The sequence below is a fragment of the Vibrio sp. C8 genome (assembly GCF_054051265.1).
In genome coordinates this window covers 1-12,636 of record NZ_JBPAOE010000009.1, presented here as the reverse complement: position 1 = coordinate 12,636, position 12,636 = coordinate 1, and the positions used below count along the sequence as shown (strand labels likewise).

15 protein-coding genes are annotated in these 12,636 nt (G+C 43.4%); 6 read left to right on the top strand and 9 right to left on the bottom strand.

All coding sequences use genetic code 11. The annotated features are described in order from the left end of the window. Nucleotides 1-17: 17 nt before the first annotated feature. The 3 genes from wrbA to bepA are packed head-to-tail and all read right to left on the bottom strand — an operon-like array spanning nucleotide 18 to nucleotide 2,426. A complete protein-coding gene (gene wrbA, locus ACRQQK_RS05125; RefSeq protein WP_457510379.1) occupies nucleotides 18-593 on the bottom strand; it encodes an NAD(P)H:quinone oxidoreductase in 576 nt (191 codons plus the stop codon). Beyond that, nucleotides 593-943 (bottom strand): arsenate reductase (glutaredoxin), encoded by a 351-nt coding sequence (gene arsC / locus ACRQQK_RS05120; protein WP_457510308.1) that lies wholly within the window; start codon nucleotides 941-943, stop codon nucleotides 593-595. The genes wrbA and arsC overlap by 1 nt, the downstream gene beginning before the upstream one ends. A 25-nt stretch (nucleotides 944-968) precedes the next feature. After that, entirely contained in the window at nucleotides 969-2,426 is a 1,458-nt protein-coding gene (gene bepA / locus ACRQQK_RS05115) for a beta-barrel assembly-enhancing protease (protein WP_457510378.1), read from the bottom strand. Between the two features lie 236 nt (nucleotides 2,427-2,662). Here bepA and ACRQQK_RS05110 point away from each other — a divergent pair, with 236 nt between their 5' ends. The 3 genes from ACRQQK_RS05110 (at nucleotide 2,663) to ACRQQK_RS05100 (ending at nucleotide 6,028) form a co-directional block, all read left to right on the top strand. Beyond that, entirely contained in the window at nucleotides 2,663-2,908 is a 246-nt protein-coding gene (locus ACRQQK_RS05110; protein ID WP_457510307.1) for a sulfurtransferase TusA family protein, read from the top strand. Beyond that, entirely contained in the window at nucleotides 2,892-3,965 is a 1,074-nt protein-coding gene (locus ACRQQK_RS05105) for an AI-2E family transporter (RefSeq protein WP_457510306.1), read from the top strand. The genes ACRQQK_RS05110 and ACRQQK_RS05105 overlap by 17 nt, the downstream gene beginning before the upstream one ends. A gap of 191 nt (nucleotides 3,966-4,156) precedes the next feature. Further along, nucleotides 4,157-6,028: a methyl-accepting chemotaxis protein gene (locus ACRQQK_RS05100; protein ID WP_457510305.1), complete on the top strand. Its 1,872-nt coding sequence runs from the start codon at nucleotides 4,157-4,159 to the stop codon at nucleotides 6,026-6,028. A gap of 84 nt (nucleotides 6,029-6,112) precedes the next feature. Here ACRQQK_RS05100 and bcp read toward each other — a convergent pair whose 3' ends face one another. Together bcp and ACRQQK_RS05090 are read right to left on the bottom strand one after the other, a co-directional pair. Continuing rightward, entirely contained in the window at nucleotides 6,113-6,586 is a 474-nt protein-coding gene (gene bcp / locus ACRQQK_RS05095) for a thioredoxin-dependent thiol peroxidase (protein ID WP_457510304.1), read from the bottom strand. Nucleotides 6,587-6,595: 9 nt separating this feature from the next. Beyond that, nucleotides 6,596-7,138: a glycine cleavage system protein R gene (locus ACRQQK_RS05090; RefSeq protein ID WP_457510303.1), complete on the bottom strand. Its 543-nt coding sequence runs from the start codon at nucleotides 7,136-7,138 to the stop codon at nucleotides 6,596-6,598. A 438-nt stretch (nucleotides 7,139-7,576) separates the two neighbouring features. Here ACRQQK_RS05090 and dapA point away from each other — a divergent pair, with 438 nt between their 5' ends. Both dapA and bamC read left to right on the top strand, forming a co-directional pair. After that, nucleotides 7,577-8,455 (top strand): 4-hydroxy-tetrahydrodipicolinate synthase, encoded by an 879-nt coding sequence (gene dapA, locus ACRQQK_RS05085; RefSeq protein ID WP_188232768.1) that lies wholly within the window; start codon nucleotides 7,577-7,579, stop codon nucleotides 8,453-8,455. A gap of 58 nt (nucleotides 8,456-8,513) precedes the next feature. Beyond that, nucleotides 8,514-9,530, top strand: a complete 1,017-nt coding sequence (bamC, locus tag ACRQQK_RS05080) for an outer membrane protein assembly factor BamC (RefSeq protein WP_457510302.1) — start codon at nucleotides 8,514-8,516, stop codon at nucleotides 9,528-9,530. Between the two features lie 44 nt (nucleotides 9,531-9,574). Here bamC and ACRQQK_RS05075 read toward each other — a convergent pair whose 3' ends face one another. Genes ACRQQK_RS05075 through ACRQQK_RS05060 form a run of 4 tightly spaced genes read right to left on the bottom strand, consistent with a single transcriptional unit; the run spans nucleotide 9,575 to nucleotide 12,000 of the window. Continuing rightward, nucleotides 9,575-9,763, bottom strand: a complete 189-nt coding sequence (locus ACRQQK_RS05075) for a DUF2897 family protein (RefSeq protein WP_042484063.1) — start codon at nucleotides 9,761-9,763, stop codon at nucleotides 9,575-9,577. An 11-nt stretch (nucleotides 9,764-9,774) separates the two neighbouring features. Further along, nucleotides 9,775-10,452, bottom strand: coding sequence for a M15 family metallopeptidase (locus ACRQQK_RS05070; RefSeq protein ID WP_457510377.1), 678 nt, complete (start codon nucleotides 10,450-10,452; stop codon nucleotides 9,775-9,777). 22 nt (nucleotides 10,453-10,474) lie between these two features. After that, nucleotides 10,475-11,608, bottom strand: coding sequence for a succinyl-diaminopimelate desuccinylase (gene dapE / locus ACRQQK_RS05065; protein ID WP_457510301.1), 1,134 nt, complete (start codon nucleotides 11,606-11,608; stop codon nucleotides 10,475-10,477). A 44-nt stretch (nucleotides 11,609-11,652) separates the two neighbouring features. Continuing rightward, nucleotides 11,653-12,000: an ArsC family reductase gene (locus ACRQQK_RS05060; protein ID WP_102940869.1), complete on the bottom strand. Its 348-nt coding sequence runs from the start codon at nucleotides 11,998-12,000 to the stop codon at nucleotides 11,653-11,655. A gap of 248 nt (nucleotides 12,001-12,248) precedes the next feature. Here ACRQQK_RS05060 and ACRQQK_RS05055 point away from each other — a divergent pair, with 248 nt between their 5' ends. Continuing rightward, nucleotides 12,249-12,530, top strand: coding sequence for a winged helix-turn-helix domain-containing protein (locus tag ACRQQK_RS05055; RefSeq protein ID WP_042484051.1), 282 nt, complete (start codon nucleotides 12,249-12,251; stop codon nucleotides 12,528-12,530). Nucleotides 12,531-12,636 lie beyond the last annotated feature (106 nt).

The following is a 12,636-nucleotide window of genomic DNA, read 5'->3' as shown; positions in this document are numbered from 1 at the left end:
TTGAACAGAGACAGTCTTTAATTCGATGCTTCTTTTAGTTGCCGCGCTAACTTAGCAAGACGTTTTCCGAGTTGACGTGCAAGTTCGCTTTCATCTTCAGAGAGTTTGCTGTTCATTTGCGATACGTGGCTAGCACCGTAGGGGGTACCACCTGATACGGAAGTATGCAGTTTCGGCTCAGAGTAGGGGATGCCCATAATAACCATGCCATGATGAAGCAGAGGTAACATCATGGTTTGTTGTGTACTTTCTTGACCGCCATGTAAGGTGGATGAAGAGGTAAACACACAAGCAGGTTTATCTATCAAATCGCCGTTTAGCCACAAAGGTGTGGTTTGGTCCCAAAAGTGTTTCAAAGGTGCGGCCATGTTGCCAAACCATGCAGGGCTGCCCAAAGCCAAACCATCGCAGTTCTTCAGCTCATCTAAAGTGATATACGGATCTTCTGCATTGGTTTCATTGCTGTTGATCTCCGGAACTGTTCTCAGAATCGCTTCACAATCCGGGATACTGTTAATACCTCGAGCAATCTGCCTTGCTAAAGATTGAGTACTACCGTGTCGGCTGTAATAGAGTACAACCACATTGGTCATCATAAGATTTCTAGAACCTGTTCTGGTGGACGACCTAAGCGAGCCTTACCATTGGCAACGACGATTGGACGTTCAATCAGCTTCGGATTTTCGACCATAGCAGTGAACAGTTGGTCGTCAGAAACGCTGGCATCACCTAAAGCAAGTTCTTTGTAGACATCTTCTTTGGTTCGCATCATATCACGCACAGATGCCACGCCTAGTTGCGCGTAAAGTGTTTTTAATAGTTCAACACTGAGTGGCGCTTCAAGATACTTGACGACTTCTGGCTGGACACTGTTTTGTTCCAATAAAGCCAGTGTTTCACGACTTTTTGAGCATTTCGGATTGTGATAAATCACGACAGACATAGTTTTTCCTTACTTTCTCTTTTTATTATTGAAGCGATAAGAAGCGTTCTCTTTGAATCATCAGCTGATCAATACGAGCGTCGTATCGCGCTTGTTCTAAACTGCCTAGTTTGGCGAGCTGGCTGGCTTGTGTATACAGTTGAATGGCTTTGTTCCAGTTGGCTCGTAAGGCTAGGACTTCAGCTTGAGCAGCCAAATCTTCCGCTTGATTGCCATTGCGACTGTTGGCTTCTGATAGTAAATGCCAACCGTTGGTATCGTTTGGATTATCGTGAGTATAACGCTGTAGGACGCGAATCGATTCGCTAAATTTCTGCTGTTTCAGTAACACGTTAGCGTAGTTCACCATCAATACAGCATTATTTGGTGTTTGCTTTAACGCGGCTTCTAACAAATTCTGTGCGTCATTGAGACGGTCGGTTGCGATGTAAAGGTCGGTCATTGCATCGAGATAGAAACGATTGTTGGCGTCTGCCTTTAACAGCTTGTTGAGAATCGCTTCGGCTTTGTCGTGCTGTTTTGTATCTAGATACACTAAGGCTTTGCCATATTCAAAAGATGCATCAAGAGCGGGTACGGTGGTTTTCTTTTGCGTTCTATTAAACCAATCCAAAGCAGCGTCACCATCAATGCCTGCATAACGCGCCACAATACGTGCACGAGCTAAATGATAATCGAGGTCAGGCTTTAGATTAACGGTCGGAAAACTTTGAGCACGCTCTCGGCTGTCAGTAATACGATCTTCCGGTAACGGGTGAGTTAAAAGCATAGGCGGAGGTGTGCTTGCGTAGCGATACTCATCCGCTAAGCGACCGAAGAAACGTGGCATTGCTCTTACATCAAATCCAGCTTTCGCTAAGGTAGAGATACCAAAACGGTCCGCTTCTTTTTCGTTACTGCGAGTGTAGTTAATCTGGCTTTGCATGTTGCCCGCTGTAGTGGCGGTAATGGCCGCAATACCGGCTTCCGGTGCTGCAATTGCAAGTAGCAACGAACCCGCTAATGCTGCCATTGTTGCAGGAGAGCGACGAGCCTGATCTTCCATGCTTCGTGCAAGATGGCGCTGGGTTACGTGGGCAATTTCGTGAGCAATAACGGAAGCTAATTCACTCTCTGATTGAGCGTGAAGAAACAAGCCAGAGTGAAGCGCGACGTAACCACCGAAAAAGGCGAATGCGTTGATATTTCGATCACGGATCATGAAGAAGGTAAACGGTGTTTTTACATCGTCCGCATTCGCAACTAATTTGTGACCAAGTGTGTCAATGTATTCGTTAATCACAGGGTCATTCACGATAGGCTTGCTGCTTCTAAGCATACGCATATAAGCGTCACCATAGATCAGCTCTTGGTCTATGGTCAGAGTTGAACCCGCTACGGTACCAATGTCAGGAAGCTCTATATTGTTAGCGTAAGACAGCGAAGGCGCACATAACGCCGTTGATATACATAGGCAAACGAATGAACGAGTACGTTTTAACATCATGTTCTTTGTTGATACTCCAATATCATTTTCCATTAGGACATTGTCCGCTTGAATTGGTTTCCACGATTCAGTCTTCAGTCGCTATGACTGTACCGTAAACTGCAACGTATTATGCGTTAACCCGAGAGATAAATAACCAATACTTAGTGACCCTACAACTTAGGATATTAAGAGTGGCGCGTAGTGGAAAAGCCGATACAATGTCTGTCATATATTAAGGATTGAGCCGAAGAATGGAACCGAATATTCTCGATTTACGTCAACAGCGATGTCCAATGGCATTATTACTTGCTAAACGTCACACTGCCCAGCTTGAAGCTGGTGATTCGGTAACCATCCTCATTAGTGATTCGAGCTCATTCAAAGATATAGAAAGCTATCTGCTTAAGCAGAATTATCTTTGCCAAAGCGTTAAATGTGATGGATATAACTCACTCATAGTTGTAAAGGAGACATCGTTACATGTTCGAAATGGTTAGTCGTTGGTATCAACGGCGTTTCTCTGACCCGCACGCCGTAAGTCTGGTTGCGATTCTTTTCTTCGGTTTCATCACCATCTACTTTTTCGGACATCTGATAGCACCATTGCTTGTTGCTATTGTTTTGGCTTATTTGCTTGAGTGGCCGGTTGCTCAGCTTTGCCGCTGGAAAGTGCCACGCACCTTAGCGGTTATTCTTGTCATCTTGCTTTTCGTCGGTGTGATGTTTTTAGCTTTGTTTGGCTTGGTTCCTACCATCTGGGATCAGGTTGCTAACTTAGTGGCAGACATACCGAAGATGTATACCGGTCTTCAAAAGCTGATAGCGACACTGCCTGAACGTTATCCTGAACTGGCGAATTTACAGATTGTTGAATCAATTATGAATAACGCCAAGGACAAAGCGATAGGTATGGGCGAGTCTTTGGTAAAAGGTTCTCTGGCTTCGTTAGTCAGCCTCGCTACTTTGGGTGTTTATCTGATCCTAGTACCACTGTTGGTGTTCTTTCTGCTCAAAGATAAACGTGAAATGCTCAAAATGGCAAGTGGCATAATGCCGCGTAACCGTAATCTTGCGAATAAAGTTTGGGTGGAAATGAACCAACAAATTTCTAACTATATTCGCGGTAAGGTGCTGGAAATCATTATCGTAGGCACGGTGAGTTACGTTACCTTCGCCGTTTTAGATTTGCGTTACTCCGTGTTGCTTTCTGTGGCTGTTGGATTCTCTGTATTGATTCCATACATAGGTGCTGCCGCAGTTACGGTGCCAATTGCGATTGTTGGCTTGTTCCAGTGGGAATTGACCTCGCAGTTCTATTATCTGCTGATTGCTTACGCCATCATCCAAGCTTTGGATGGTAACGTATTAGTGCCGGTGCTGTTTTCTGAAGCGGTAAACTTGCACCCTGTTGCCATCATAGTTGCGGTTTTAGTGTTTGGTGGCTTGTGGGGATTCTGGGGAGTATTTTTTGCAATACCGCTCGCTACCTTGGTAAAAGCCGTGTGGAATGCGCTTCCTAGTAGCGAAGAACAGCCTTCAGCAAAACCTGAATAACTAAACGTTACCCTGAGAATTTATTAAGCCCAAAAGTTGAATATTTTTGGGCTTTTTTACTATTTGAGATTAGTATTAAACATGCGTCGGTTGCAATACATATAACTAATAAAGAAATTGCTTAAGTTATCACTTTTTTTGTCGATAAAGTGACGAACACCACATAATCACAAGTGTGCAACGAGGGACGTATGAGATTTAGTCAAAAGATTGTGGCCGCATCATCGGTATTGTTGCTGGTAACAGCATCTTTACTATCTATTCAGCAGGTAAGCACTGTTCGAAAGGAAGTATCGAATTTAATCGGCGGCAGTATTAAAGGAATGGCCGAAGGTGTTGCGGATACCGTAACGTCGGAAATGGAGAGCAAGAAATCGCTCGCCCAATCAACAACAGATATTCTTCAGTTAGATCCCGAAAATCGTGACTATGTGAAAAGTGTGCTGGAAACCAAAAAGCTCAAGAGTAGTTTTCTTGCTGTTGGTTTAGGTTACGACATTGATGGTAAAGTGGTTGAAAACGATGATGGCTGGGAACCCGACAGCAGTTATGATCCGCGCAAACGCCCTTGGTATATTGATGCCAAAAGAGACGGTAAATTAACCGTTACAGAGCCCTATGTAGATGTCTCTACAAAACAAATGATCATCTCAATTGCAACTCCAGTTTACAATCAAGGTAAGTTCACTGGTGCTATGTTCTATGACCTTAAGCTCAATGGGCTTGCTGAAATGGTTAATAAAATTGACTTATTTGACGCAGGTAAGCTATTCATCATTACTTCTGATGGCATGACCGTTGCTCACCCAAATGCAGAATATAACGGCAAAAACATTTCCACTTATTTACCGAAGATTGATATTAAAGAAGGCTCTCAAGATATCGATATTGAAGGTAAAAGCTTTCTTCTTAGTTTGACCTATTTACCGAGTCAAAACTGGTTTGTCGGAGCACTAGTCGACAATGAAAAAGCGTTCGCCACGGTTGATAATCTAAGAAATAGTGCGATTATCTACACCATTATCGGTGTGATTCTTAGCATTATCATTTTGACCGTGTTGATTAAATTCTTGATGCGTCCACTTAATACGCTTAATCATGCGATTAAAGATGTGGCTTCTGGTCAGGGTGATTTAACCAAGCGTTTAAGCACGGATACAGATAAAGAATTTGCTGAGTTGGCGATGGACTTCAATACGTTCACGGAAACATTGCAGAACCAAATCAAACAATCTAAAGCTATTGGTGAAGAGATCAAACGTGGTGCAGAACAGACCATGGGCAGTGTTCATTCTTCTTCTGAAGCCATGAGTTCTCAGCTTCACGAACTTGAGCAACTAGCGACGGCTATGAACGAAATGGCCGCAACCGCAATGGAAGTAGCAAATAATGCTCAAGGAGCGGCTTCAGCGGCAAAAGATGCAGATGATGCTACTCAAGAAGGTTCTAAAGTGGTGGGTGACACGACATCATCTATTGATATGCTGTCAGCACGCATTGAACAGGCCGTAGAGGAAGTTAAAGGTCTCGAATCTGCAACTGCCAACATTGAAACGATTCTTAAAGTTATCAACGACATTGCTGACCAAACTAACTTGCTTGCACTGAACGCTGCTATTGAAGCTGCACGTGCGGGGGACTCTGGTCGAGGCTTTGCAGTGGTAGCGGATGAGGTTCGAACTCTAGCGCAACGTACGCAACAATCGACCACTGAAATTCGCAATATGATTGAACAGCTTCAAGCAGGGGCGAACTCAGTATCTGTGGCTATGCATGAAAGTAAAGCAACAGCAGAGGAAGCGGTGAGCAAAGCTCAGTTAGCGGATGCTGCATTGCAGAAAATCCATGGCGCAATTCAACATATCAGCGATATGAACATGCAAATTGCTTCAGCAGCAGAAGAACAGAGCTTAGTGGCTGAAGAAATCAATAACAACACGGTGAAGATCAAGGACTTGTCGACACAGGTTTCGGAATCGGCTGAAGAAGCCAACATCGCAATGCAAGTTCAGACAGAAAATGTGCGTGAGCAAGATGCGATTCTTGGTAAGTTTATCGTCTAATCTCTCTTGAGATGTTCAATAGAAAGGCCAGCATTTTTGCCGGCCTTTACTTTTTTGTTCGAGCTTTTTTAAAGCAGTAAAAGATTAAGCCTGCTTTTCTTTTAGATAGTTCAGTACCACTTCATGGTGATCTTTGGTTTTAAATTTGTCGAAGACATGTTCAATAACACCGTTTTCGTCAATCAGAAAACTGATGCGGTGCAGGCCATCATATACCTTACCCATAAATTTCTTGGTTCCCCAGACGCCGAACTGTTCAGCAACCTGATGATCTTCATCTGACAATAAGGTGAAGTTAAGATTGTCGCGAGCGATAAATTTACCAAGACGAGCGACAGGGTCGATACTCACGCCCAGTACCACCACATTCATTGCTTCAAGTTCAGCATTCACATCACGTAGCCCTTGTGCCTGAACAGTACAGCCTGGCGTCATGGCTTTTGGGTAAAAATAAAACAGGATTTTTTTGCCAGCAAAGTCAGATAGGGTAACTTGATTACCATCTTGGTCTAATAGTGAAAACGCCGGAGCTGGCGCGCCTGCTGTTAAAGTGTTCATTGTTCTTCCTTATTGACTGCTTTTTATAAAATTAAGCGAACCTTGTACATCAAGAGCTGTGCATTGCGCTTCAAATTCTTCTTGAAGCTGCATAAGGTTATATTCCGAATCTACGTGAGCGGTAATGGCAATGTGGAATTGGTCTTTGTTACGCTGCAGCTTATCTTTACTGATGGTTTGTGCACTGAGCGATGCCATTCCGATGTTTCGGTCTGCAAAGAATTGAGTGAATTGCTCAGTTAAACCAAGTCGGTCGTCCGATTCCACATAGACTTCAACGATATAATCATTGGATTGCTGATCATGTGGTGACGTTCGCTTCATAATAGTGATCAAATCTTGTTCTTGTCCGAGTAGTGGCAGCGTTGTCTCCACTCGGGTAATGCTATTGGCATTGCCTGACAACAGCATGATCAATGTGAATTCTTTTCCAAATAAGGCAATTCGACTGTCTACGATATTACAGCCAGCTTGCGTTACTAATTTCGCAACTTGGTTACAGATACCTGGGCGGTCAGTTCCTACTGCGGTGATCACAAGATGTTGAGTCATATTGATATTTCGCTTTGTTATTTTCTGGCATGTTAGCACAACTTTTCACTAATTAACCCAATGATGCGGTTACTTTCCTTTGTTAATTAACGTGACAATTCTGTTATTGCAATTGAGGCGCTTAGGTTACATCGTTATCTATACTTATCAGGCTAAAACACCCGCTCTGCCTCTGAATTGCCAACTCATTTTTGGGATAACCACTCCATAAATTAAGTATAGAGATAAGCGTGCGAGATAGTGACCATTTAAATATGACCGACCTCTAACAAGTGGAAGGATTGCTTATATACAATAGCCAATAAGAGATTGAATGGGGGAAAGCTCCAACATGTGATAAATATTCACTCTTAAGGAGCATTTAGGCATTCTTAGCCTCTTGTGTTTTTCAACTCCCATGCAGTACCATGCAGAAAGCATTTATTTATGGAGATAGACATGTTTTCAGGAAGTATCGTAGCGTTAATTACACCTTTTACCCAAGATGGCGAAGTCGACTTTGTAAGTCTGAAGAAGCTTGTTGACTACCATGTTGACGCTGGTACCGATGCTATCGTTGCCGTAGGCACGACAGGTGAATCATCCACACTGACCATCGAAGAGCATGTCAAAGTTGTAGAGAAGATTGTTGAGTATTCCAATGGCCGTATTCCAGTGATTGCGGGTACTGGAGCAAATGCGACTCACGAATCCATTACTTTCAGCCGTTTGCTCAACAATACGGGTATTGCCGGTGTTCTAAGTGTGACTCCATACTATAACAAGCCAACACAAGAAGGTTTGTACCAGCATTACAAAGCCATTTCTGAACAGACAGAAGTGCCAATCATTCTGTACAACGTACCCGGTCGTACGGCAGTTGATTTGAAACCGGAAACAGTGGCTCGACTATCTAAGTTAGACAACATCGTTGCAATTAAAGATGCTACAGGTGACCTAAGCCGTGTAGCACTGCATCGTGAGCTTTGTGGGGATGATTTCATTCTGCTTAGCGGTGATGATGCGACAGGTTTAGAGTTTATTAAACTGGGTGGTAAAGGCGTTATTTCGGTAACTAACAATATTGCAGCCGCAGACATGGCGAACATGACGCATCTAGCGCTGGAAGGTAAGTTTGACGAAGCAGAAGCCATTAATCAACGTTTGATGCCTTTGCATAAAAATCTGTTTGTGGAATCAAGCCCGATTCCAGTTAAGTGGGCCGCTCATAAACTGGGTTTGATTTCTTTTGGTGATCTACGTCTACCTTTAACACCTCTTTCTGAACAAGCTCAACCAGTTGTTGCCCAAGCAATGACTGAAGCCTGTATTTTTTAAGGCGCTTTCCATACAATGCCGAGGTGTTTTTACACCTCGGTGCATTTTAGGAGTTTCAATGAAGTTTACGCGTCAGCTAGTTATTAGTTCACTAGCTGTTTTGGTTTTAAGTGCTTGTTCAAATTCGACACATCGCCGTCAAGCCAAAGATGATTTTACCTACCTAGAGACGAAAAGCTTCAGTGAGTGGCAGCTACCAGAGGGAGCGACTCCAGAGTTTTACCCAAATTTTGAGATCCCGCAGGGGAACTATCATGGCGGTGTAGGCCAAACCGTTGATATTCGTCCACCGCAACAAGTTCTGGAATTAATCCCTGGTGCTCGTGCAGAACGCCAAAAAGGTGAAGTTTCACTGTGGATGGTTCGTAAGGATGAAGTGGATAAAGTTTGGGATACGGTCTTAAAAGTGATCGCTGAGCGTAAAATCAATATGCTTTCTCAAACCAATGACAGAATTGAAACAGATTGGGTTTCTTGGGTGGCAGAAGATGAAGATGTCGAGCTGGGCGCTCGTTATGAAGTGACTCGAGTTGAAGACAATAATCGCTACGGCTTCAAAGTGTCACTGATTGATTGGCGTGAAGATGGCAAGCAGATGCGAGTTTCAACCACCAATAAAGAGCGTTACAACGCTTTGATGACGAATTTAATGACGACTCGTTATGATCTTGACGCTCGTGAAGAAGCTGCGCGAAAAGCACAAGAGCTGGTTAAACAGATTCCAATTTCAATGGGTGCAGACCGTAGTGGTCTACCTGTGATTATTGCGCGTTCTTCTTACGATGTGCTTTGGCCTCGTTTACCAAATATTCTGCCTCATATGGGCTTTACGATTGAAGAACGTAGTCAGTCTCAAGGTACGATAAAAGCGAAATATGCGTCACCGGATGATGAGTTCTGGCAAGAGATTGGCGTCAAACCTACTGCGCTAAAATCGGGAACTTACACCTTCCTATTTGGTGATTTAGGTAACCGTACTTCGATTAACGTGACTGATTCATCAGGCAAGCCTGTTGAAGAAGCCTTATTGAAAGATATGGTTCCAGTACTCGCAGCGGTAATTGATAAGAAATAATGCTGAGTACTCGTTAGATAAAATAAAGGACGCTTTTGCGTCCTTTATTGTTTGTGCTGGTTGTCGTCTTGGTGTTGTTGCTTATCAAGCTCATTCAGTTTGTCTAAATCGCTTTTTTTCTTCTGTTGACCGTATTTCATATTCGCTGTGTATTTCAATGCAGCAATATTACCGATCACCACACTGACGATGACTATTGAGATGACCCACGGGTTAAAAAGAAACTCTATCATGCTGATTGCCGTTAACGAGTGCTGATGTTAGTGATGTATTGATTGTAGATCTTTGCAAGCTCTTGGCGCACGCACTCTTTCCCTAAAATGGGCGCAGAATCCAGTTGCGTAGACAATTGATCTAAAGTGAGTTGTTGTAAACACGCCTGAGCCGCTTTGTTGTGGCTGATGTGCCACGGTTCAAAAGCGACACCTGATCCATTTTCCTGATAAGGGAAGAAAAATCCAAACTCAACTAAATGAGTTTGCAACCAGAGGTAAAAAGGTTGCTGGTGGTCTTGTAAATACTCCCAGGGTTCCAGTTTCAAACCACCTTCACTTGGGATGGTATTTCTGTCAAAGACATCAAAATCAGTTCCCCAATGATGACGACTTGCACCCGGTAGCGCAGACCAACGCAAAATCGCTGCGATTTTTTGCTCATCACTCAGATTTTGCGACTCGATGATTTGGCTGTTTTCATCAAGGAGATTTGCTTCGCCTGACATTTTTCGATTCCAGATCGCCAGTTGGCGTTCAAAGGAACGAAAGCCGCTGGCAATATTGAAGTTAAAACCTTCTTTATCTGCTGCCTCTTTGAGTGACAGCAAATCATCTTTAACAGCAGGATGGACGAGAAAATATTTCTGTCCAACCAACACTTCCGTTAAATGGGATTCAGTTTTACCTGTTAATTGCTCAGCGGTCATTATCACGCGAATAGTTTCTCCATCACGCTAAAAGGTTTTCCAACGTTTTTTGGTACATGTCGGTTAACAGTTCAAGATCATGGATGCTGACGCACTCGTTCACTTTGTGGATAGTGGCATTCACAGGACCAAGTTCCACCACTTGTGCACCCATTTGAGCAATGAAACGACCGTCAGAAGTACCACCAGTTGTAAGCAACTGTGGTTCTTGATGATTCACTTCATTAACAGCTTTAACCACGGCATCAAGCAGTTCACCAGTATCTGTTAAGAATGGTAGTCCATTCAGTGTCCAATTCAGGTCATAATCCAGACCGTGAGCATCCAAAGTTGAATGAACGCGACGTTTGATCTCTTCAGCGGTTAATTCCGTACTGAAACGCAGGTTGAATTGAACATTGAACTCACCTGGAATGACATTCGATGCACCAGTTCCTGCATGCACGTTTGGAATTTGGAAGCTGGTTGGCGGGAAATATTCGTTGCCGTCATCCCATTTCACTGTTGCCAGTTCAGCAAGAGCTGGAAGAGATTGATGCACTGGGTTATTCGCTAGGTGCGGATAAGCCACGTGACCTTGAGTACCTTTAATGGTGATGTCTCCAGTAATCGAACCACGACGGCCATTTTTTACCACATCACCGACTTTTAATGTGCTTGATGGCTCGCCAACAATACACATATCAATCATTTCATTACGTTCTACTAACGTATCCACAACGCGAGTTGTGCCATTAATGAACGGACCTTCTTCATCAGAAGTAATCAAAAAGCTGATTGAACCTTTGTGGTTTGGATTTTCAGCTAGGAAACGTTCCACTGCAACAATCATACAAGCCAGTGAACCTTTCATATCTGCAGCGCCACGTCCATGCAGATGATCATCAATAATGGTTGGTTCAAATGGTGGAGTATGCCATTGCTCTAACTTACCAGCTGGAACTACGTCAGTATGCCCTGCGAAGGTAAATAGCGGTGCTTCAGTACCTTTGCGAGCCCAGAAGTTAGTTGTATCTTCAAACACCATAGATTCGATTTCAAAACCGAGTGCTTTTAAGCGTTGAATCATTAAATCTTGGCAACCTGCGTCGATTGGGGTTACCGATTGGCGGCTGATTAAATCTTTTGCGAGAGCCAAAACTGGGCTATCTGTCATCCTTGAAATCCTTGTTAAAAAAAGAAACGGTTTATTAAGTAAAATTATTGACCAAAAAGAGCCGCGTAGTTCGCAGTGCTGAAGCCGAGTTCTAGTTTGTCGTTATGGCGCACAATCGGACGCTTAATCATTGAAGGCTGTTCAACCAATAAAGCGATAGCGTTGGTTTCATTCAACGTGTCTTTCTGCTCTTGGCTAAGTTGACGGTAGGTTGTGCCGCGTTTATTTAACACATTTTCCCAACCAAGCGATAGGCAAAACTCCTTGACGAGTTCAGCGTCGATCCCTTGCTTTTTATAATCGTGAAACTGGTATTCGACACCTTCTGCTTCAAGCCACTTACGCGCTTTCTTGATTGTGTCGCAGTTTGGGATGCCATACATAATAGTCATTAGTACTTTTCCTTTATCTCCCCCACTTACTGAACCTGCAACCGCGAGGGTTACAAAGCCAAGCTTGTGTATATAGGCTGAATTATCGTTGTTTGCCAAATCCTAACAGGAAGCCAGCCTCGTGACAAAAGGGTTCGTGACAAGAAAATACGCTCTGATTTGCATGGTATTGAAAAGTTATTGATCAAACGCAACACGTTTCGAGGCAAAAAAGAAATAATGAGTCCTGTATTGATTAGGAGGTATCAATGGAATTGAGTCCTGTTTTTGCTAGGCGTTTGTATTTAGCCTTGTTAGTGGAAAGCCTTGAGCGGCCTAATGTGCCTAAACTTATTGAGAAAACGGGATGGCCACGTCGTACTATTCAGGACGTGATTAAAGCGCTTCCGGGAATTGGTATTGAACTCATGTTTGTTCAGGATGGTAGACGTCATAATGATGGCTACTACCAATTATCAGACTGGGGACCATTTGATAGCCAATGGGTTTTTGACCGCAAAAATGACATTGCGGCGAGCTTAGGATTTTAAAGCCAGCTTTGCTGGCTTTTTTCTTTATTGTGACCCGTCCTAAATAAGGTTGACACTTTTCCAGTAACCAATTGGAGAATGTCATGAAATCAATAGGTAAACGTAC

Bases quoted from the DNA above. Each gene is read 5' to 3' on its own strand.
- dapE (WP_457510301.1), bottom strand. From the start codon at position 11,608: ATGACAGATAGCCCAGTTTTGGCTCTCGCAAAAGATTTAATCAGCCGC.
- ACRQQK_RS05110 (WP_457510307.1), top strand. From the start codon at position 2,663: ATGGAACCGAATATTCTCGATTTACGTCAACAGCGATGTCCAATGGCA.
- bepA (WP_457510378.1), bottom strand. From the start codon at position 2,426: ATGTTAAAACGTACTCGTTCATTCGTTTGCCTATGTATATCAACGGCG.
- wrbA (WP_457510379.1), bottom strand. From the start codon at position 593: ATGACCAATGTGGTTGTACTCTATTACAGCCGACACGGTAGTACTCAA.
- arsC (WP_457510308.1), bottom strand. From the start codon at position 943: ATGTCTGTCGTGATTTATCACAATCCGAAATGCTCAAAAAGTCGTGAA.
- bcp (WP_457510304.1), bottom strand. From the start codon at position 6,586: ATGAACACTTTAACAGCAGGCGCGCCAGCTCCGGCGTTTTCACTATTA.
- dapA (WP_188232768.1), top strand. From the start codon at position 7,577: ATGTTTTCAGGAAGTATCGTAGCGTTAATTACACCTTTTACCCAAGAT.
- ACRQQK_RS05070 (WP_457510377.1), bottom strand. From the start codon at position 10,452: ATGACCGCTGAGCAATTAACAGGTAAAACTGAATCCCATTTAACGGAA.
- ACRQQK_RS05100 (WP_457510305.1), top strand. From the start codon at position 4,157: ATGAGATTTAGTCAAAAGATTGTGGCCGCATCATCGGTATTGTTGCTG.
- ACRQQK_RS05105 (WP_457510306.1), top strand. From the start codon at position 2,892: ATGTTCGAAATGGTTAGTCGTTGGTATCAACGGCGTTTCTCTGACCCG.
- bamC (WP_457510302.1), top strand. From the start codon at position 8,514: ATGAAGTTTACGCGTCAGCTAGTTATTAGTTCACTAGCTGTTTTGGTT.
- ACRQQK_RS05055 (WP_042484051.1), top strand. From the start codon at position 12,249: ATGGAATTGAGTCCTGTTTTTGCTAGGCGTTTGTATTTAGCCTTGTTA.
- ACRQQK_RS05060 (WP_102940869.1), bottom strand. From the start codon at position 12,000: ATGACTATTATGTATGGCATCCCAAACTGCGACACAATCAAGAAAGCG.
- ACRQQK_RS05090 (WP_457510303.1), bottom strand. From the start codon at position 7,138: ATGACTCAACATCTTGTGATCACCGCAGTAGGAACTGACCGCCCAGGT.
- ACRQQK_RS05075 (WP_042484063.1), bottom strand. From the start codon at position 9,763: ATGATAGAGTTTCTTTTTAACCCGTGGGTCATCTCAATAGTCATCGTC.